We start from the raw sequence: 21,034 nt of genomic DNA, 5'->3' as shown, positions 1-21,034 counted from the left end.
CGTTAGCCGTCAATTTCAAAATGGCTGTTCGCGTGGCGCGTCGGAGGCATTCTGTTGCCTTTCTTGACGCGGACGGAACCGACGACTTTGCCTTTCGACGAAACAATGTTGTATTCGCCGGTCTTGGGGGCAATCTTGCCCGAAGTCAACTTATCCATTATCGCGTATTTCCTCCTCGATATTATTTTGTCGAATTTTCGGGGAATTATACGTCCGAGGGCAAGCCCGTTTCGCGCAGGTCGTTACGCGTTGCGGAATAAGTCGAGCGCGGATTTAAAATAATCGGTTACAAATAATTGTACTTTTTGCGCAATGCAATTACGCAAGCGACGGACACCGTAAGCGTGACAAACTCGGCAATAATGGTTGCGCTCCATATCCCGTCAATGCCGAAAATAAGCGGCATAAGAAACACTGCGCCTATCTGAAAAAGAAGCGTGCGCGATATGGAAATTACCGCGGAAATAACGCCGTTGTTGAGCGCGGTGAAGAACGCGGAGGCGTAAATGTTAAACCCGCTTATTACGAAGGATATTGAAAATATGCGTATGGCGCGCGTTGCAAAATCCAACAGCGCCGCGTCGTGACTGACGAATATCATTGCGAGCGGTTTTGCCAATAATTCCGCTATCGCGGTGAGCGTAACCGCGGAAACGGCGTAAAACAGCAAACTTTTTTTAAAGATGCTTTTAAGTTCGTCGGTGTTTTGCGCGCCGTAATTATAGCCGATAATGGGCGCGGTTCCCACCGAAAAACCGAGGAAACAGCCGATAAAAATAAAGGATACGTACATGATTATGCCGTAAGCGATAACGCCCGAATCGCCGATATATTTAAGCAGTTGGAAGTTGTAAATAACGCTCACGGCGGACACGGATAGGTTGGTTATCATTTCCGACGAGCCGTTGGCGCAGATTTTGCCTATGGTTTTGAGCGCGAACGCGGGCTTTGCAAAGTACAGTGTTTTACCTTTTTTTATAAAGAAATAGACAAGCGGAATTATCCCACCCACGCACTCGCCGACGACTGTCGCTATTGCCGCGCCCGTGACGCCCATTTTTGCGACATATATCAACAGGAAATCGCCGAGCATGTTTGTCGCGCCCGCGCCGACGGTGATGGCAAGCCCGAGCTTGGGTCGGTCTGCGACGGCGAAAAAATACTGGAAAAAAGTTTGCAGAGTAAACGGGATAAGTCCGCCTATCATAATTGTGCCGTAAACGGTAAAGTGATCGACCGCTTCGCCCGTCGCGCCGAGCGCAACGGCTATTCGCGGCATAAACGGGATTATTACCGCGGTAAACATCGCGCCGATCGTCGCGGTTATTATCACCAGCCCGCCGAAGTTGCGGCGCGCGCCGTCGGCGTTGCCTTCGCCCAGCATTTTTGCTATGAGCGCGCAACCCCCGCTGCCGAGCAAAAACCCGACCGAGCCGAGTATGTAGAAAATAGGCAGGAATAAATTGATTGCCGTAAACGCGGCGTCGCCCGCAAAATTGGACACGAATAAACCGTCCACAATCCCGTAAAGCGACATAAATATCACCATGATTATGGACGGGACGGCAAACCTTAAAAGTTTGCCGAAAGTAAATTTGTCCGAAATTTGTATGCGCGTTGCCATAGCTCTTCACCGCCGTTAAATATTTAACGCATGAATTACGGAGTGCGGATAAAGACAAATGTTTTGAAATCAAAAAGGCTGATAAATATACTTTACCGAGCCCGCTCGACATCATAATCAACTTTTCAATCGGGATTGAAAGTTCTCCGATGAGCATTATCCGTATTTCCGCCATCAATAAGCGATTGTAAGCAGTAGTTTAGCATGAAAAAAAACCAATGTCAAATATTTTTCGATTAGTTGTGCAAAAATCTACGCATTTCGTCGATATTTTTTTGCTGTACCCAGAGTAGTTTGTATCCGATATTTTTGACGTCGTTGTCCACGTCCGAAAAATCGGTGAGCTTGGACGTGCACTCCGTCACGCCCTTGGTCGTGCCGTCGATTATCATTTTTGCGACTTCGCTGTCGGATGTTTCGTCGTTGATTTTCATGTCTATCATCATGCCCGCCATCATGCGCGGGAGTTTGCCGACGGGTTTGGGCGTTTCGCCCTTTTCTTCGAGCTTGCGCGTGACCTGCGCGCACACGTCCGAATAGTCGAATATGTCTTTTTCGACGGCGTTGCGCAATTCCCCCGGACCTATATTTCCGTTGACGTGTTCGAGCGTGTCCCTGCCCATTTGCGCTGCTTGGTGAAGCTGTTTCAAAAATTCTACTTCGCGGTCGATTTTGACCTGCTGTTCTTTGGTCATATCGACCTTGTCGGTTTTGTTCATTGCGTATAATCCTCCGCGTATAGTTTGCGTCGGGTGCGGCGCGATTATTCGCGGACTAAAAACAGTACCGCCACACTTCGAGCATGGCTATCATGACAAGCGGCACGGTCACGACCGAAAGCAATGTGTCGGTTATAACCGAAGCGGCGGACAACGGGTCGGGACGGTTGTAATATTGCGTAAGCGCAATAACGACTGACGCGGGCGCCATCGCCATGGCTATGACGGGCGCCAAATACACGTAACCGCGTGCGGCGTCGGCGGGGTTTATAAAACTCTTGCATGCAAAGCCGAACGCCGTCGCTACGCCGAAGGTTATTATAGGCGCGACGATTAGCCGAAGCGCGCCCGCAACGTAAACGTTTTTGTCGGCGAACAGGGTTTTTGCGGACATGTCCGCAAGCTCCGCGCCCGTAAGCATCATGGACACGGGCGCAACCATGGTCGCAAGGCTTTGCGGGATTATTTGCAAGTCTTTACAGCCGTCCATCATGAAGAAGTTAATTTGCGGCACGAAAAACAGAATAAGCGCGAGCACGGACGCTATGATTGACGGATTGAGCAGGATTTTTTTGATCTTAATGTCTTTGCGGTCGTGCGTGATAAGATAAACTCCGAGCGTCCAGCACAGAAAAATGAACACGACGTTGAACAGCGCGACGTACATCACCGCGAGCACGTTGTTGTCTGTGAATACTTTTACGAACGGTATGCCGAGGAATCCGCAGTTGGAGAACATTGCGATAAATGTGCATACGTCCGCTTGCGAACGGTTTTTGCTCTTAATGAAAATCAGTCGGCAAAAGCCGAACACCGCCAATATCGAAACCGCGGCGACGGCGGCGGATATGCAAAAGTCGATTAGCAGGTTGACCCGCCCGACGTTTTGTATCGCCGCATAGTCATCGGCAGAGAAAATGCTGAACGAACTGATCATCAGTGCGGGTTGACACACGAACAGCAGAATATTGCTTAACGTGCGCTTTGCGCCGTCGCCCAGCATGTTCAATTTTTTAAGAATAAAACTCGGAACGGCGAACGCGAGCAGGGCAAGCGTTATCAGAGTTGCTTTTAGGTAAATTTGACCCATACGGTTAGATTGTATCACAAGTAACAATAAAATAAAAGTTTTTTTGCGCAAGTTTGAGAAAATTTGTCAATCAGAAAAATTTGAGCAGGAAGCAACCGACGATACAACCCGTGTACGTCGCGACGAGCGCGACGGGAATAGCGTATCGCAACCGCCGCACGCGCGACTGCGAAAAGTATATGGTCGATATGTAAAACACCGTTTCGCTCGACCCGTAAATTACGGAGGCGCACCGCCCGATATAGCTGTCCGCGCCGTAATTTGTGTAAATCCCGTCAAGCACGGCGAGCGACCCCGCGCCCGATACGGGGCGCAGAAATAGCAGTTCCGCCAATTCTTTGGGGAGCCCGACGGAGCGAAGCGCCGGCTCGATTGCGTTGGCGAGGTACGCGGACGCGCCCGATACGCGGAACGCTTCGACAGCGACCATGACCGCGAGCAAGTAGGGAAATACGTTGATTGTGAGATCGACCGCTTGCCGTGCACCGTCTATAAACCCGCCGTAAGGCTCGCGGCGGCGGACGAACGATAAAAGCAGTACGACTAAAAAAAGAATAGGGATTATGTATGCGCTCACGAAACCACCTCGCTTGTCGTGTCGGACGGGGGAGAAGACCGGGGCGGAGTGGCGGATGAGGGGCGCTTGCCGTTGGCGCGACGGGCGCTTGCGCGGGGGGAACGGGAGCAAGCATCGCGACGAGTGCGCGCGGTTTGTTTGCGCGGGGGCGTAGGAGAAATCGAGCCGAGCGGCGCGGATTGCGAAATTACGGCGGACTTTTTTCGACGCGGGCGGTCGAAAATTCGCGCGCAGATTTTAACACCGATTATGCCGATCAGCGTGGAAAGAACGGTAGCGACGAGCGAGGGGAAAAGGAAGTCCGCGGGGTTGGCGGAGCCTGCGGTCGCGCGCATGCCTATGACCGTTGTCGGCAGAATTTGCAGGCTTGTCGCGGAAATGACGGTAAGCATAATCATGTCGGTAGAGGCGCGGGGATTGCCGTCGTCCATGCGGTTTATGGCGGTGATAGCCATGGGCGTCGCGGCGTTGCCCAGTCCCAAAAGATTAGCCGATACATTCATGGTAATGTACTTGCGCGTTTCTACGTCGCAAGAGGGGAATAGCCGCGAAATCACGGGTCGAAGCAGGCGTTCGAGTCCGCGCGACAAACCGAGCCGTTCGATAAGCGCAAAAAATCCCAACCAAAACGCGTAGAGCGCGAGTAGGTTAAGCGAAAGCTCGACCGCGCCGTGCGCGCCCGTAATCATGGAATTGACGGCGGCGGCGGGGTCGGTAAACAGCATAAGTCCGAGCGAGGCGGACAGCATTATCAGCCAAATAATTGCCATGCTATATTGTATGAAAACGGTCGAGCGATATATAACAGCAATATAATTTGCAAGATAACCGATGTCGGAGCGGGAAAACTAAATAAAATTGCTTGACAACGCGCCGAAGCTATGGTAAAATAACATGTACTGTGGCCCCATGGTCAAGCGGTTAAGACATCACCCTTTCACGGTGAAATCATGGGTTCGAGTCCCGTTGGGGTCACCAAGTCAGTTGGTCTATAAGCACTTCGCTTATAGACCAACTTTTTTCGCTTTTCGTGGCAAATTAGCCGTTTTTTGCCCAAATATTGGTTTCAAACGGTAACCGACCGTCCGAATGTTTTCACGGACGGTCATTTTTTATTTGAAAAATAGTAAACGTCAAATTGCTCAACCCACTTCTAACTTAACTGTGCCAAAAGCTGTCCCTTGTCAGAGTTGAATGGTTTTGAGTGTTGAGTCAAGTAAAGACTGTCCCAAATTTAGTACACTCTCCTATTTACAAATGAGCCGATATATGGTATAATCATATACGAGAAATTCTATAAAGGAGGTACTCCATTATGTTTGGATGGCGAAAGCATAGGTCGTATGTCACGAAAGAAGGTTATGTGCAAAAGTACAAGCCGAGTAGTCCCGAAGCGAGAGACGACGGGTATGTTGCTGTGCATCGTGACGTTGCAAGCCGCAAGATTGGGCAACCATTGCGCTCAAATGAAGTGGTGCATCACCGCGACGGAAACAAGCGCAATAATCGAGCAAGCAATTTGCAGGTTATGACTCGCAAACAACACTGGAAAATACATCATTCAAAGTAGGACATAGCTATGCCGTATTCTAATTTGCGAAAAATCAAATTATTGAAAATATGGGAAATACTCAATCGTGAAACCGACGAGTGCCATCCTATGTCCACAGCTACGCTTACTGCACGTCTTGCAAAGTTCGGTATAGAAGTGGACCGTAAAATACTATACAGTGACATAAAACTGCTGAATGATTGCGGATATGAAATAAAGCATAATCGCGCAATCAGTAATGAATATTATGTCGTTGATCGTAGCTTTGACATCCCGGAAATACGAGTTCTTATGGATGCGGTGCAAGCGGCGAATTTCATCACGGCTAAAAAGACAAACGGCTTTATTAGCAGGATAGCGCAACTTGCCGGGGATAAGAAAGCCGAGGTTATGAAAAAGAACACGGTCGAGTTTCATATACCCAAGAGCGATAACGAAAAAATATTTTATAACGTCGATGCCATCGGCAGTGCCATAGAACAGGGACGGCAAATTTCGTTTTTATATTTTGACTACGATATAAAGCATCAGCGCGTATATCGAAAGGATAAGCGCCGCTATATTGTAAACCCGCTTTCGACGGTTTTCTCTATGGATAACTATTATCTTATGTGCTACGATGATAAACACAGCGGTATAGGACATTATCGTATTGACAGAATGGATGATGTGCAAATATCAGAAAAACACGTAACGAAAAGTGAAGAAGTTAATAAATTCGATTTGTCGCGCCATAAAAGGGCATTGTTTGGGATGTTTAACGGGGAAGACGCACAAGTGACCTTCCGCGCCGATAAATCGCTTGTAGACCATATTTTCGACCGATTTGGGGATGATGTACACATTATCCAGGGTGAGGGCAATATGGTGGTATTTACGGCTGATGTACAAATAAGCAAACCGTTCCTCGGTTGGTGCTGCTCGTTTGGAAATTTGCTAAAGGTTACGAGTCCGCAGTTGGTGGTGGAAGGAGTTAAAGCCTATGCGACGGAAGTTATTTCGCAATACAAATAGGAGAATACTCGTAAAAAATCAGCGATAGCGGTAATGAAAATTTGCGAAAAGATGTTGGCTGAATTAGTCTGTCTTGCTGATTATTGCTTAGAAGACCTATGAGGGTGCTAAGCAATTGCGAGAGGTCAGTGTGAACTAAAAATATGCGTTCACATAAAAAATCTTTCCATTTGGGCGCTTTCTATTGCTTTTACTCGGATTCTATGGTATAATGAAAAGAAAAATCGGAGTAGTAAAATGACCATTAGTTATAAAAAGTTATGGAAGCTGCTTATTGATAAAGACATGAAAAAAAAGGATTTACAGCTAAAGGCACAAATTAGTCCCGCTTCTATTGCAAAATTAAGTAAAAATGAAAATGTAACGACGGAAGTTCTCCTTAAGATATGTAGGGCACTTAATTGTGATGTATCCGACATAATGGAAACTACGGAGGCAATACGGGATGAATAAGTTAAATACGATAGATTTGTTCTGTGGTTGCGGCGGTATGTCATTGGGGTTTCAAAATGCCGGGTTCAATATAATTGCTGCTTATGACAACTGGGATCCTGCAGTAAAAGTGTATAAGAAAAACTTTACACATCCAGTCTATCAAGAGGATCTTGCATCGTCAGAGGTGCAAAAAAGAATTATCGATGCACGCCCAGATATTATAATAGGCGGTCCTCCGTGTCAGGATTTTTCTTCGGCGGGGCATAGAAATGAGAACTTCGGGCGTGCTGTATTGTCAATTGTTTTTAGCGAAATAATTGTTAAAGCAAAACCAAAGTATTTCGTTATGGAAAATGTTCCAGAAATAACCAAGAGTAGCTCCATTAAGGTCGTAATAGATAATTTTAAGAGTGCTGGTTATGGTTTAACGCAAAGAGTACTTGATGCTAGCTATTGCGGCGTTCCTCAGTCAAGAAAAAGATTTTTCTTGATAGGGATATTAAACGAAAAAGATGGGGAGCTTATGGATTATTTAGAGCGGCATCTTACAACTAAACCCATGACGATGTTTGATTATTTTGGCGATAGCCTTGGGATTGAGTATTATTTTAGAGTTCCGAGAAGTTACTCTCGACGGGGCGTTTTTAGTATATATGAGCCTTGCCAAACGATACGTGGAGTTGATAGACCAATACCAGCAGGCTATACAGGGCATCCCTCTGATCCTGTAAAAATCGGTCCCCAAGTAAGAGCTCTTACAGTTCTTGAGAGAAGCTATGTTCAAACGTTTCCCAAAACCTTTGTATTCGAGGGTAGTAAAGGCGATTTAAACCTAATGATAGGAAACGCTGTTCCTGTCAAATTGGCTGAATATGTTGCTACGGCAATAAAAGAATACGATATGGATGGAAAGAGGCAAAAATGAGACTTATAGATTTGTTTTCTGGGTGCGGAGGCATGTCACTAGGCTTCCAAAATGCCGGGTTCGATATAATCGCAGCATATGATAAGTGGGAACCTGCTGTAAATATTTATAAAGAAAATTTCGCTCATCCAATATATGAATGTGACCTAAATAATAGCGATGTCATTGATCAAATAGAATCCAGCCACCCTGATATTATTATCGGTGGACCTCCTTGTCAAGACTTTTCCATAGCGGGCTTAAGAAGCTTGGGGGAAAGGGCAAATTTGACCATTAAATTTGCCGAAATTGTATCTCAAGTAAAACCTAAATGGTTCGTAATGGAAAATGTTTACAATATAGTGAGAATGCCTATTTTGTCAACCGCAATAGAAATTTTTAAGGATGCTAATTATGGGTTAACTTATAGAGTATTTGATGCTAGCTATTATGGTGTACCTCAACGGCGGAAACGCTTTATTATGATAGGTTGTTTGGATGAAAGAGACGGTTTTTTGGAGTGTATTTTAGATAACCACAGAGCCAGTAAGCCAATGAGTGTTTATGACTATCTTGGTAATTTGCTAGGAACAGAGTTTTATTATATGCACCCCCGTAGCTATAATCGACGAGCAATATTTAGTATATATGAACCGAGTGCTACGATTCGCGGAGTTAATCGTCCTATGCCAAGCAATTATAAGCCTCATCATGCCGATAAAACCGCAGATTTGTCAAAAGTTCGTGCATTGTCATCCATGGAAAGAGGCCTTATTCAAACATTTCCTTCGGACTTTAAATGGGTTGGGAATAAATCGGACATAGAGCAAGCTATTGGGAATGCAGTACCTGTCCGACTCGCAGAGTATATTGGAGACGCTATTTTGGAATATGAGCAGAGGTGAACAGATGGATTATCAAGCATTAAAAATGAAGCTGCAAGCCATTTCAGATCTTAAAGGAATGGAATACTTTGAGCAGTTTTTTGATGCTTGGGATTATCCACAGGCAACGTTTGATCGCATTAAGGCTTGTGCAACGAATGACATTGATAAGGGCGTGTTTGTATCAAAACAAGCGTTTATTATGGATACAAAAGTTAAGAACCTTTATTCAGTGCTAAACTCTTTGCAACAAAAAAATATTGAGAAATTCGATGTCCGATTCATTATTTTGACAAACGAGTCGGATATGCTAGCATTTGATACAAACACATTCGAAACGCTGGTAATTAGTAAAGAAAAGGTTTTTTCTCGTTTTGAGTTCTTTTTTCCGTTGGTTGGACGTGAGAAAAGAGACTATAGTAATATTGATTTAGTCACCATGCGCGTTGCTGAGCAATTAGCAACAATTTATAATGGGCTGACCCTATATAATGGTAAAGAGAAAGAACGTGAGGTGCAAGATTTTATTTGTGCTCTTATTTGGCTTGCTTTCACTGATGATAGTGTCAATGGCGCACGACACCAAATAGGTAATATTTTATCTGCTTATAGAACGGAGACAAATGAATTTTTCCGCTTGTTGATTTTAGATATATGGGGGTTGTCGGCAAAAAAGGACTATGTTCCTCGGCTGAGCGTAAACTATTGGGATTCAACGTGCGTAAATGAAATATTGAGCTGGGATTTCGAGGGGCTTGAATATAACGAAGATGTTCGTAAGAAAATATATGAGGTAATGAATTTAGACTGGGGTGATGTATCTGCAGAGGTATTAGGGGCAATCTTACAAGATGCGACTGCGCGAGGTATATCATGTTACACAACTAATGAAAACATACATAAAGTAATCGGCCCTCTTTTTCTTGACGAATTATATCAAGCATATGAAGATAATAAAAATGATATCGATGGACTTAAAACTCTATGCAACCGCTTACAGCATATTCATATTATTGATCCGGCTTGTGGGGCAGGCAACTTTTTAATTGAGGCATATAGAGAATTATCCAAACTAGGGAGTTATGTTAATGAACGTCTAAGTGAATTGGGCTTTGAATCTAACGAGAATAATTTATGGGATAATATTCACGGGATAGAAAATATTCACTTCGCATCCCAAATTGCAAAGATTTCACTAGCGATTTCTATTAAGCAAAATGGGGGCGATATACCTTGCCCGATGCAAATCGATATCAGAGAGGAGAACCCGTTGCTTGTAGAATGGGATGTAGGTATTCCTGATAGCGATGAAGTTTATATTATTGGGAATCCTCCGTATAGAGGGGCCAAGAAACAAACAAAGAAACAAAAAGAAGATAAAGAAAATGTTTTTTCAGAATATTCCAAATGCGCAGAATTGGACTATGCAGCTTGCTGGTTTCTTTTGGCAACCAAGATTATTGAGCGAAGGAAATCTGCTTTTTCGTTTGTTACCACAAATTCCCTTTCGCAAGGAGAACAGGTAGGACTTCTTTGGCCTATAATATTTGAGCATGATGTTTATATTCAATTTGCTTACAAACCATTTAAGTGGAGAAATAATGCGAAAAATAGCACGGAAGTCACTGTTGTGATATTTGGTGTAAGCTCATCTCAGAGGAAGCGTGAATGTGAGTTGTTTGATAATACCCGTTATTATCGGGTTTTAGAAATAGGTCCGTACATCACGCAATGCAATGAAATTGTCTTGAAACGAACAAAACCACTGTCCGATTTGCCATACATGAATAAAGGAAATATGCCATATGATCAGGGCTTTTTGTCGGACATATCCAAAGAAGAACATGCGAGGATAATAGGAGAGTACCCTGAGGCAGAGATACTATTTAAGAAATTGGTCGGGTCAGAAGAATACATTAATGGAATAGAGAGATGGTGTTTGTGGATTCCCGATGATCGGCTTGGTATTGCATTAAGTATTTTACCTATTAAAGAGCGTATAGAAAAATGTCGTGAGTATAGATCTCAACTCATTGATATTTCTGGACAAAAGCTTGCGGAAAGGCCACATCAATTTCGTGAAATGCGTTCTACCAGCGGATGTTCACTGGTCGTGCCCTCTGTTTCATCAGAGAATAGAAAATATATGCAAATAGGCTTTATAGGTTCAGATACTATTGTGTCGAACCTATGCTTTGTAGTATATGAGGCAGAGCCATGGATATTTGGTGTTGTGGCATCCCGAATGCATTTGTTGTGGATTCGAACCGTATGTGGTGGCCTTGAGACTCGTTTAAGATACTCATCACGGCTTGGATATAATACTTTTCCCTTCCCCCCTATTAGTTTGGAACAAAAAAAATTAATCACAGACTGCGTGAAGCGAATATTGGCTGAAAGAGAAGAAATATCACAAAAAACCTATGCGCAAATGTATTCGGAGGAAGGCATGAGTGCTGGGTTGCGATATGAACACAGTATTCTTGATCGAGTTATAGAAAGTTGTTATAGAGAAGAGCCTTTTTTATCGGATGAAGAACGCTTGGATTATTTATTCGCTTTTTATAAACAACTTATGGAGGAAAGAAATGAATAATATAATTGACATTCGTTATCAAGCTACTGGCAAAAGCACTTCAGTTAATGAAATGGGAATGCGTGAAATGCAAGCGCGAGCATATAAATCTCGTGCGGCTCAATATTTGCTCATAAAGGCTCCTCCAGCGTCTGGGAAATCCAGGGCGTTAATGTTCATTGCATTAGATAAGCTAAAAACGAGAGCAGTAGATAAAGTAATCGTTGCTGTTCCCGAGCGTTCCATAGGAAAATCTTTTAGTACTACAGATTTAAAGAAAAAAGGATTTCATAGCGATTGGATTCTTGATCCTCGCTATAATCTATGTATGCCGGGTGGAGAAGGAGGGAAGATTAATGTTTTTCAAAGTTTTATGAAGGGTGATACCCAAATATTAATTTGTACACATGCAACTTTACGCTTTGCATATGACAGGATTGGGGCAAAGGCGTTTGACAGATGTTTGGTTGCTATTGATGAATTCCATCATGTATCGGCGGATTATGAGAGCAAACTTGGGGAATTAGTAAGAAGTTTAATGACCGAGTCGAATGCTCATATCATAGCAATGACGGGATCTTACTTTAGAGGGGATGGAATACCAGTTCTATTGGAAGAGGATGAAGCTCAATTTGTAAAAGTTACATACAATTACTATGAACAGCTCAATGGGTATCAGTACCTAAAATCTCTAGGTATTGGATTTCATTTTTATCATGGTCGATATACAGACGCCATAATGCAAGTGCTTGACACAACAAAAAAGACAATAATCCATATCCCAAACGTGAATTCTGGAGAGTCAACCAAAGACAAATATATTGAAGTTGACGCAATTATCGATGCGATTGGCAAAATTGAATTTGTTGATGAAAATAACATAATTCATGTGAAGCAGCCAAATGGTAAGATGCTTAAAATTGCTGATCTCGTGAACGATGCACCAGCAGATAGAGAAAAAGTTGTATCTTTCTTGCGTGATGTGTCAGCTCCTGATGATATTGATATTATAATTGCCTTGGGAATGGCAAAAGAGGGTTTTGATTGGCCATTTTGTGAACATGCATTGACTATTGGATATAGGGGGTCACTGACAGAAATTATTCAGATTATTGGAAGATGCACAAGAGATAGTTCTAATAAAACGCATGCGCAATTTACAAATCTTGTGGCAGAACCCGATGCGGAAAACGAAGCAGTTGTGGAGACTGTGAATAATATTTTGAAAGCAATATCTGCATCGTTGTTGATGGAACAGGTTCTTGCGCCAGTATTAACATTTAAATCCAAAAAAAATCCAGATGAAGACGGCTATGACGATTCTGGAATCGTGACAGTTAAAGGATTGAAAGAACCAAGTACTGATAGGGTAAAGGAAATTGTTTCATCTGATTTAACTGAATTAAAAGCGGCTATTTTACAAAATCCAGATATTCAAAAATCTTTTATTGGAGAAGTCGATCCGGAAATCGTTAATAAAATAATGATCCCGAAAATTATTATGACCAGATATCCCGATTTGCAAGAGGAAGAGGTTGAAGAGATTCGGGAACATTTGGTCACAGATATGGTTCTTCGTAGAGGTATAACAACTGACCAGAGCGGAGTGAAATTTTTGCAAATTAATAACAAATTTATCAATATTGAGGAAATTAATATAGACCTAATTGACTCAGTTAATCCTTTTCAACAGGCGTTTGAGGTTATTTCGAAAACAATTACGCCCAAAGTATTGAAATCGATTCAAGAGTGCATCTCAGCCTTTAAAGTTAGCATGACGGACGATGAGGCAATTTATTTGTGGCCTAAAATAAATGATTTTGTTAGGAGTATGAGACGTAAGCCTTCACTTGATGCATTAGACCCTACTGAGAGAAGGCTTGCGGAAGCATTGGTATATTTACGTCAACTGAAAAGGGGATACAAAAACGGAAATGAATGACAGCAAACTGAAGAAACTTAAAGATATTTTTGAGAGCGACAGTCTTGGATTGCTGATAGATGATGAGTCAGAGAAAGCTGTGCGTACGCCTGAAGACCAACGATTAATAGAAGGATTTCAGCAAATTTGTGATTTTTATGAGGCGCAAGGTAAATGTCCGCAAGAGGACGGGGATATGGAAGAATATATGCTTGCCAATAGACTGAAGGCAATTCGAGCTAATCCTAAAAAAGTGAAATTATTACAGCCATTTGATTTATATAATCTTCTTGACATACAGAATACAACGACCGTCACAATTGATGATATTTTAAAAAACGATCCACTTGGGATTTTAGATGATGTATCAGGTGATACAAGTATATTTACTTTATCGCATGTGAAGCCAACAGATAGAATTCGACCTGACTATATTGCCCATAGAAAAGTATGTAAAGATTTTTTACAGTTCAAAAAAGTTTTTGATATGATAGCACGTGACCTTGAAATTGGGAGACGCAAATTGGTTGAGTATAAAAGGGGAGCATTGCTTGATGGTCATTTCTATGTTTTACGTGGGGTTATGTTCTTATTGCAATTTGATAAGTTGAAAGTGGATCCTAGAATATATGAAAGCGGAACTTATAACAGATTAGACGGTCGAACAAGATGCATTTTTGATAATGGTACAGAATCCAATATGCTTTATCGCTCTCTTGAGAAAGCTATGAATATCGACGGGTTTTGCATAAGTGAGCCTATTGATGATATGGAATTTGACCAAGTAACGGATGATGACGTTCAAAATGGTTATATTTATGTATTAAAGAGTCAAAGTAATAATCCGAGCATTAGAGCAATAAAAGACTTGTATAAAATTGGGTATTGCTCGGGATCTGTGACAGAGCGAGTGAAAAATGCTCGTAACGAGCCAACATATTTATTAAGCGATGTCACGATTATATTGACCGTTCGATGCTTTAATATGAATACGCGATATCTCGAGTCCGCAATACATGACTTTTTCGTGGATGCGAATATTGCTTTTGAGGTCAGAGATAGGCGGGGCAATACGCATTATCCCAGAGAGTGGTTTTCTGTGCCTCTCGGTATTGTCGAGGAGGCTGTGAAACTTATAGTGGCCCAAGAGGGTGAGCATTATAAATATGATCCACACATAGGAAAAATTATTAAGCGTGCATTATAGTGTTTTTAGCTATACAAAGGCTATTTCTAAGAAATGTGCAATGCGGCTGAGTTGTGTTATGCTATTAGGCAAAAGGAGGTATAAAGTTATAATATGAGCAAATTCGTAAAAATAATATGGACAGTAACGTCCTATGCTCCTTTAATGCTTGTTTGTGGAATCGCATTATTCGTTGATAGCCTGACAATCAAGCAAATTACTGGAGATTTGTGGATAGGGTGTGTGGTCTTTGCTATAGGTGTTGTGTGCATCCCTATTTGTTTTGGTTTGTTAGCTCTTGCAAAGAAGAGTTTACCTAAGTCAAAACTGGTCATTAATGCGACCTCGCCTGGAGATACTAATTCATTGTCGAGTATGATTGCATACTTGCTTCCCGTCGTGACTTTATCGATTACGGATATAAACCTGTGGGTGTTGTGTGCTATGATATTCATTATAATTTTAATGTTATTATGGACAAAGGCTATTTTTGTAAATCCTCTCGTTTATTTGTTTGGATATCGGTATTATGATATACAGGCATCAAGCGGGATGTCATACACTCTATTATCACGACAGAAACGTTTCAATCCGAAAGCGGTTGAAATGGTTATAGAACTATTCGATGAAATGTATTTGGTAATCATCCATATATTTCAATTAAAAAGACTGCGAATTCATTAATCCCTCAAATGGTAAATGAGAACATTAGAACTCGTGCAGTTCAGCACTGTTTAAACTATATTCGGAATAATCCCTCTGCGCACGATAAAATAGAATTTGAAGTAATTTATAATTGCGCATATAAAGGGATGAAAAATGACTTGGAAATAGCGTATGGGGATTTTTTATCGGATGAAGAGCTTAATGAATTTTATTTAGCACTTTTTAATCTCACAAGAGATTCTATAATCAACTATTCAATTGTTAAATCTCAAGATTTATCGACGCTTGATAAATTACGCAAAAGAATTTGACGAACGTGTAAGAAATGGACTATATGAAGTAGTGGCAGATGCTGAAAACAATGGGTACACCAATATTGCCATTGTTACGCATGGAAATGTTACAAGATCTATTTATAAAAACATCTTGAATGTATCAGGGAAGGTCGATTTGGACTTGCTTGCCATTACTGAACTTGATTACCATGATGGTATTTTCTTAATTGAAAGGAATAGCGGTATAACAATTAAGAAATGAAGAAAAATCGCGATATAGTTGAGTTAATTTTAAGAATCGTTTGTATAGTTTCGTCAATTTTGTTTGTTACCGGAATTGTCATAGATTGTGTGTTTAGTAACAATAAAGCGTACAGCCAATATGGTTCTTTGGTTCAAAATATAACTGGACTTTGCGCTAATCTTGCCGTTTCATATTTATTTTTTATAATCGCTTTCTTGCCAGAGAATCGTAAAAAGTGCTCGGTGAACAAAGTGATTGATTATTATATTGTTAAACTTTGCATGGAATATAACGAGATAGGAAAAGTTTGTAGTTCAATTGATAGTTCTTCTACAAGCCTAGAAAGTTCACCCAATTTGCGCACTATCGTTCAAGAAAATAATGGTAGAGTGTTTATGAATTACCACCAGCACTTTATAAATTTCTATAACAGAACTCTTGAATTAAGAGGGGAATTGTTGCCGTTTTCTGATTATCTCGATGATGATTTGAGAAATTCCTTGTATGATTATATTAATACAAGTTTCTTTAGAAATATTAAATCAATGCTTATCGACAATCCAAGCGATACACAAAAGGACTTGTTTATAGGGAATATAGATTCAATGTATTCCAAACTAAAATCGGTTGGCGATAAACTATTTGCTAACAGGGGTTAATATGGATAAATATATACCGATAATCGAAGCCTTAAATAGGAAACAGCTAGTTGTTATACTAGGTTTGCCCAAAGAGCATCATCCAGAAAATGACTGTTCTTTGACGCAAAAAGATATAATAAATAAACTTTGTTGTGAGTTGGGTGTATCCAATGTGGCATACGAAGACGCCGTAGATATGTTTATTAGAAGAAAAGGTAAGCAAGAATTAATTGCGAGATTAGCTTCTTACCTTATGGCTAATTCTGCAATTCCCTCTTATTTTGAATGTTTAGACAAACTACATCCTAAATGTGTGATAGAGACGCATCCCTTTTCGCAGTGGTACTCTTATGTAATTAATAGACCTGATTCTTGTATCCATTGTTCGCAAAAAAACTTTTCAGAAGATTTTGATGTTATAAATACAGAACAGGTGTTTTTAAGCTATTTTGGCTCGTATGCCTCGGATAATCCTTTATTGGCATCAAATGAAATTGATGATAGATTGACTGATAAAAATAATCTATCAGTAACATTTCAAAGTCTCTTACGAAACCAAATTGTTTTTATAGGTTTCGACCCGAATGATCGTTTTTTTAAACGCATATATGACCATTTTTGTAGACGCAATGGTGAATACCCTAATACTGCTTATTTGCTTACTGACGATATCTTACCGTCTGATTCTAACGCATATGGAGAAAATGAAAATCTAATAATATGGCATGACATAAAAACTACTTTAAATAATATTTTAGCTGAAAATGAAGCTCGAAAAATTAGTGTTCGATCTAAAAATAGTGAACGAGTAACAAGAAAGAAGGGTTCACCATATAAATATTTAAATAGTTTTGAAGAAGAAGATGCGGACATTTTTTTTGGACGTGACGATGAATTAGTTACACTTTGTATTAGGGTCGAGGCCACGAGTCAAATTTTGGTTATTTCCTCAAAGTCTGGTTATGGTAAAACCTCTATGATTAATGCTGGACTTATACCAAGACTACGAGAGCGCGAAGAATATGATATATTTTATATTAGGTGTGGAAATAATCCATGGAAAGAACTCAATCGGTCTGTATTCAAGAGGGACGTCAATGATACAGGCTCAATAATTGCTACTGATTTTTCAAAGAAGAAATACCAATTTATAATAATTGACCAATTTGAGGAATTGTTTACTGGTGGAAGCGATACGGAAATATCAATTTTCAGAGATGGGATAACTAATTTTCTTCACGACAATCCCAATACTAAGATAATTCTATCTATTCGCGAAGATTTTTACCATATGATTGGCAAAAGTAATATAATTCAATATTTGGACAAAAATGATTATTTTTTACCTCCATTACCGAATAGAAGTGCCGTTGACGCTATAATAAAACCTGCTGCACATTTTGGTATTTCATTTGAAGATGGGCTTCCAGAGGAAATAGTAGATGATTTAAGTTCGAGAGAAAACAATGCCGATAGTAATAATGGAATAGACCCTTCCCAGTTGCAAATAGTATGTGATAAATTGTATCAAGAAAGTGAGATAAATAATGATAAAATAATTACTAGAGACCTTTATGTCAAGCTAGGGAAGGCCGAAGAAATTTTAGCTAGGTATATAGAAGACAGCTTAGGCGTATTTAAAAGCAATGCGCAAGAATTGTCTTCCGCAAAAGAAATACTAAAATCTATGGTTTCATCGAAAAACACCAGAAAACCAGTAACAAAGGATGCGCTGAAAGAGTGTATTAGAGATGTTAGTAACATAGATCATATTATTAATTCGTTAATCGAGACAAGGCTTATTAGGCGTATTACTGATGATACTAATAGTGAGAGCTATGAACTTACACATGAATATATTATTAAAAAAATAAATGAGTGGATGGATATGGAGACTCTTAATTTAAATAAATTAAGAGAGATGTTAGATAATGATTTATTAAGATGGCAAAAATACAGTGTTTTAAAGAATTTCATTTATGATGAAGAAATGATTACAGAATTAAATAATTATAAAAATAGGATTAATCATAGTGCAGATATTGATGCATATATTTTAGCTAGTTTAGTAAATTCAAATATGTTAGCAAAAATTTCTACTGAAGATGCGAAATATTGGATTCAACAATGTAATAATAGCAATGCGATAGATAAATATTTTGAGTGTATTATTGAAAATAGGAAAGGATATGCAAGAAATTGCGCTTTATTTATATGGTTGGTTTTAACAAATCAAAATAGTGTTCCTATCCGTTATGAGAAAATTGTTAATCCCCATATAAATGCGGTTTTGACATTTTTAGTGTCGTTAGACGGTATTATGGTTAACGCAGCATTAATAAAAAATATTAATGCCACTCTTGATAGCAATAGAACAAGAAATATGGTAATCGTTGAAGAATCTGCTCCTTGTCTGGGCTTGAGTGTTAAAAGAGTTAAAGAGATAACAAAAAAGAATAATATCGCAACACAATTGCTTAAATTTTTCCCCGATAAAGAGCGTAATGTGACATTAAAACGTTATAGAATCGATAAGTATCTTGTTACTAATGCTGAATATGCCGAATTTGAGGAGAACCACACATTTGATATAGAGAAGGCTGATTTTCCCGTTGTTGGAATTAGCTTCATAAAAGCATTAAAGTATGCTGAGTGGTGGAATAAGACAATTCCAACAGAAGATCAGTGGGAGTATGCTGCGAGGGGAAATAATGGATATGATTTTCCTTGGGGGAATGACTGGAATCCCGAGGAAGAGAGGACTTTATCGGAAGATAAGAAAAAATGCAATACGAGTTTAACTGGAACGGACGGATTGGGTAGAGTGGATGAGTATCAAGCAGGCGTTAGTCCATTTAATTGCTATAATATGGCGGGAATGGTATGGGAATGGACTTCGACACAAGCAGGATCTGATTTAGATAAGAAAATCGTTAAAGGTGGTTCTTGGAGCTTAATGGATATTATGCCGTGGCTATGGTATAGGTTTAGTTATGATGGCAGAAAGGATTATTATAATGTTGGATTTAGATGTGTGATAAACGAATGATAATTAGCATTTATGAACTTTCAAAAATGGAAGCGGAATATGAGTTTGCGCAGGAGCAAATCGATAAAGCGTTACATTGTGACGACTATGTTAGTGCGATAGAGGAATGTTATAATTGGGCAGATATCATAGCTCGAAAGTATGGGTTTACATATAATAGAAATTGGAAGCTGTTTAAAAAAAAGCTTGTCGCCTGTTACTTTGGTGCTCCACCTTCTAAAAGCTTTTCCAAAAACATGAATCCAATAGATGCTTTCAAAGAATTTAAGGAATTGTATAACAACTCTGTTCTTCGAATGACTATTCATAAAAACAACGAAGCGTGTCACTCTAAAAGTATGGCATTGGATTATGGAGAAGAAATCACACAATTTTCTTCAGCATTAAATCAATTGTGTGATCAAGATTGCATAGTTGTTTTCCCGGAATCATCTGGGCCTCATTCAATTTGCTTTAGATATTCGATTGATGATTTATGTCAAGATATTTATTTTGAAGCTGGCTATGGACAGGCTTACTTGACATTCGAAAATGAACGCGGATTGCATCCAACAGCATCTATGCAAAAAAATTTTTTTTCACGGCAATACTGTATTAGTGGAGAGGACTCACTTGTTTTATGGTTACGTAATTTGATTGAAAAATATGGAGATTATCTTATTATGAATGCCAATCGCATGTGTCGTTTGCTAGGGATGGACTATATTTCTATTGAGGGATATTACAATTTTGGCGAAAAAACGTGTCCGATAATAGTAGATTGTGATTTGCCATTTGATAAAGTATTTTTTAAAAAGGTGGATAGGAATGATTGATTTAGTTTTTTTTGCTCATGGTACATCAGTAGACAATGAAGAACATCGATCTAGTGGTTGGCATGACTGTGCATTGTCTTCTTTAGGAGAAGAACAAACAATAAGAGCACGAGATAGTTTATTATATAGAGACTTTGATTTATATTATTCTTCAGATCTCGTGCGTGCTAAACAAACCGCGAATATATTATTTCCAGATAAAAATATAATATATGATTCTCGTCTAAGAGAATGCAACTATGGAATACTAAATGGAACTCTGGGTAGACAGGTCGTTTATGAAGATCATATAGAATCAAAATTCCCCCAGGGGGAGTCGCTTATCAATGTCCAAGAGCGTATGGAATGGTTCTTATCTGAGTTATTGAAATCTTACGACGGTAAAAGAATTGCAATAGTGAGCCATAGAGCTCCGCAACTTGCATTGGAGGTTATAATAAATAAATTACCTTGGCAAGATGTGATTAATAACGATTGGCGTCTCAAAGGGAAATGGCAACCCGGATGGCTGTACAAATATGGTAAGCGATAGGATGTTATGAAACCGATACATAGACAATTTATTGATTGGAAAAAGACGGGCAGGAATTTACAGTTGCTTCGAGAAGATAACGTTGAGCTTAGACGTTGTGTCTGCAATGCGCTTAAACATGATAAGGGTGATTGTAGCGGCGAATGTAGTGAGTGCAGATTTGAGATGGACAACCATATCAGCCGTAACGAACTCGCTGAGGTGTTTGGCGTTTCGGAGAGTGTCATATTCAATTGGGAAAACGGGCGAACGGCTGTGTCCTTGGAAGACATGCTGTTTTATGCACAAATATCGCAAAAGGAATTATCGGATATCATAATTTACCTATAAA

General features: G+C 40.1%; 21 protein-coding genes and 1 tRNA gene. 16 read left to right on the top strand and 6 right to left on the bottom strand.

The annotated features are described in order from the left end of the window. Positions 1-2: 2 nt before the first annotated feature. From NFR57_RS05200 to NFR57_RS05175, 6 genes are all read right to left on the bottom strand, one after another. Positions 3-158 carry a hypothetical protein gene (locus NFR57_RS05200; RefSeq protein ID WP_251182778.1) on the bottom strand — a complete coding sequence of 52 codons (156 nt, stop codon included), beginning with the start codon at positions 156-158 and terminating at the stop codon, positions 3-5. 128 nt (positions 159-286) lie between these two features. Next, positions 287-1,624 (bottom strand): MATE family efflux transporter, encoded by a 1,338-nt coding sequence (locus NFR57_RS05195; RefSeq protein WP_251182777.1) that lies wholly within the window; start codon positions 1,622-1,624, stop codon positions 287-289. Positions 1,625-1,860: 236 nt separating this feature from the next. Beyond that, entirely contained in the window at positions 1,861-2,343 is a 483-nt protein-coding gene (locus NFR57_RS05190; RefSeq protein WP_251182776.1) for a hypothetical protein, read from the bottom strand. A 55-nt stretch (positions 2,344-2,398) separates the two neighbouring features. Further along, positions 2,399-3,433, bottom strand: coding sequence for an AEC family transporter (locus NFR57_RS05185; RefSeq protein WP_251182775.1), 1,035 nt, complete (start codon positions 3,431-3,433; stop codon positions 2,399-2,401). A 70-nt stretch (positions 3,434-3,503) separates the two neighbouring features. Beyond that, positions 3,504-4,010, bottom strand: coding sequence for a nucleoside recognition domain-containing protein (locus NFR57_RS05180; RefSeq protein WP_251182774.1), 507 nt, complete (start codon positions 4,008-4,010; stop codon positions 3,504-3,506). After that, positions 4,007-4,780 (bottom strand): spore maturation protein A, encoded by a 774-nt coding sequence (locus NFR57_RS05175; RefSeq protein ID WP_251182773.1) that lies wholly within the window; start codon positions 4,778-4,780, stop codon positions 4,007-4,009. Before NFR57_RS05175 ends, NFR57_RS05180 begins: the two co-directional genes overlap by 4 nt. Positions 4,781-4,913: 133 nt before the next feature. Between NFR57_RS05175 and NFR57_RS05170 the strand changes: the two genes are divergently transcribed. The 16 genes from NFR57_RS05170 (at position 4,914) to NFR57_RS08845 (ending at position 21,033) form a co-directional block, all read left to right on the top strand. Next, positions 4,914-4,988: transfer RNA gene (locus NFR57_RS05170), tRNA-Glu, on the top strand. Between the two features lie 337 nt (positions 4,989-5,325). Further along, positions 5,326-5,580, top strand: coding sequence for an HNH endonuclease signature motif containing protein (locus NFR57_RS05165; RefSeq protein WP_251182772.1), 255 nt, complete (start codon positions 5,326-5,328; stop codon positions 5,578-5,580). Positions 5,581-5,622: 42 nt separating this feature from the next. Further along, positions 5,623-6,576: a helix-turn-helix transcriptional regulator gene (locus tag NFR57_RS05160; RefSeq protein ID WP_251182771.1), complete on the top strand. Its 954-nt coding sequence runs from the start codon at positions 5,623-5,625 to the stop codon at positions 6,574-6,576. Between the two features lie 237 nt (positions 6,577-6,813). After that, a complete protein-coding gene (locus NFR57_RS05155) occupies positions 6,814-7,029 on the top strand; it encodes a helix-turn-helix domain-containing protein (RefSeq protein WP_251182770.1) in 216 nt (71 codons plus the stop codon). Next, the gene (locus NFR57_RS05150; RefSeq protein ID WP_251182769.1) at positions 7,022-7,936 is read left to right on the top strand and encodes a DNA cytosine methyltransferase; all 915 of its coding nucleotides are present in this window, start codon (positions 7,022-7,024) and stop codon (positions 7,934-7,936) included. Before NFR57_RS05155 ends, NFR57_RS05150 begins: the two co-directional genes overlap by 8 nt. Then, the gene (locus NFR57_RS05145) at positions 7,933-8,820 is read left to right on the top strand and encodes a DNA cytosine methyltransferase (protein ID WP_251182768.1); all 888 of its coding nucleotides are present in this window, start codon (positions 7,933-7,935) and stop codon (positions 8,818-8,820) included. The genes NFR57_RS05150 and NFR57_RS05145 overlap by 4 nt, the downstream gene beginning before the upstream one ends. Positions 8,821-8,824: 4 nt before the next feature. After that, positions 8,825-11,395, top strand: coding sequence for a class I SAM-dependent DNA methyltransferase (locus NFR57_RS05140; RefSeq protein WP_251182767.1), 2,571 nt, complete (start codon positions 8,825-8,827; stop codon positions 11,393-11,395). After that, complete coding sequence (locus NFR57_RS05135; protein WP_251182766.1) at positions 11,388-13,316, top strand: DEAD/DEAH box helicase; 1,929 nt, start codon at positions 11,388-11,390, stop codon at positions 13,314-13,316. Before NFR57_RS05140 ends, NFR57_RS05135 begins: the two co-directional genes overlap by 8 nt. After that, entirely contained in the window at positions 13,309-14,502 is a 1,194-nt protein-coding gene (locus NFR57_RS05130; RefSeq protein ID WP_251182765.1) for a GIY-YIG nuclease family protein, read from the top strand. The genes NFR57_RS05135 and NFR57_RS05130 overlap by 8 nt, the downstream gene beginning before the upstream one ends. Positions 14,503-14,595: 93 nt before the next feature. After that, entirely contained in the window at positions 14,596-15,165 is a 570-nt protein-coding gene (locus NFR57_RS05125) for a hypothetical protein (protein WP_251182764.1), read from the top strand. Positions 15,166-15,405: 240 nt separating this feature from the next. Next, positions 15,406-15,684, top strand: coding sequence for a histidine phosphatase family protein (locus NFR57_RS05120; RefSeq protein ID WP_338022268.1), 279 nt, complete (start codon positions 15,406-15,408; stop codon positions 15,682-15,684). Beyond that, entirely contained in the window at positions 15,681-16,325 is a 645-nt protein-coding gene (locus NFR57_RS05115; RefSeq protein ID WP_251182762.1) for a hypothetical protein, read from the top strand. Before NFR57_RS05120 ends, NFR57_RS05115 begins: the two co-directional genes overlap by 4 nt. Position 16,326: 1 nt before the next feature. Beyond that, complete coding sequence (locus NFR57_RS05110; protein WP_251182761.1) at positions 16,327-19,356, top strand: nSTAND1 domain-containing NTPase; 3,030 nt, start codon at positions 16,327-16,329, stop codon at positions 19,354-19,356. Next, positions 19,353-20,171, top strand: a complete 819-nt coding sequence (locus NFR57_RS05105) for a hypothetical protein (protein WP_251182760.1) — start codon at positions 19,353-19,355, stop codon at positions 20,169-20,171. Before NFR57_RS05110 ends, NFR57_RS05105 begins: the two co-directional genes overlap by 4 nt. Beyond that, a complete protein-coding gene (locus NFR57_RS05100) occupies positions 20,164-20,703 on the top strand; it encodes a histidine phosphatase family protein (protein ID WP_251182759.1) in 540 nt (179 codons plus the stop codon). The genes NFR57_RS05105 and NFR57_RS05100 overlap by 8 nt, the downstream gene beginning before the upstream one ends. A 6-nt stretch (positions 20,704-20,709) precedes the next feature. Beyond that, the gene (locus NFR57_RS08845; RefSeq protein WP_420840773.1) at positions 20,710-21,033 is read left to right on the top strand and encodes a helix-turn-helix domain-containing protein; all 324 of its coding nucleotides are present in this window, start codon (positions 20,710-20,712) and stop codon (positions 21,031-21,033) included. The last annotated feature ends 1 nt before the right edge of the window (position 21,034 follow it).

It is taken from the genome of Anaerocaecibacter muris, from assembly GCF_943192945.1.
In the GTDB taxonomy this organism is placed as follows: Bacteria; Bacillota; Clostridia; order Christensenellales; family Pumilibacteraceae; genus Anaerocaecibacter; species Anaerocaecibacter muris.
This window is presented reverse-complemented; position numbering and strand designations above follow the sequence as displayed.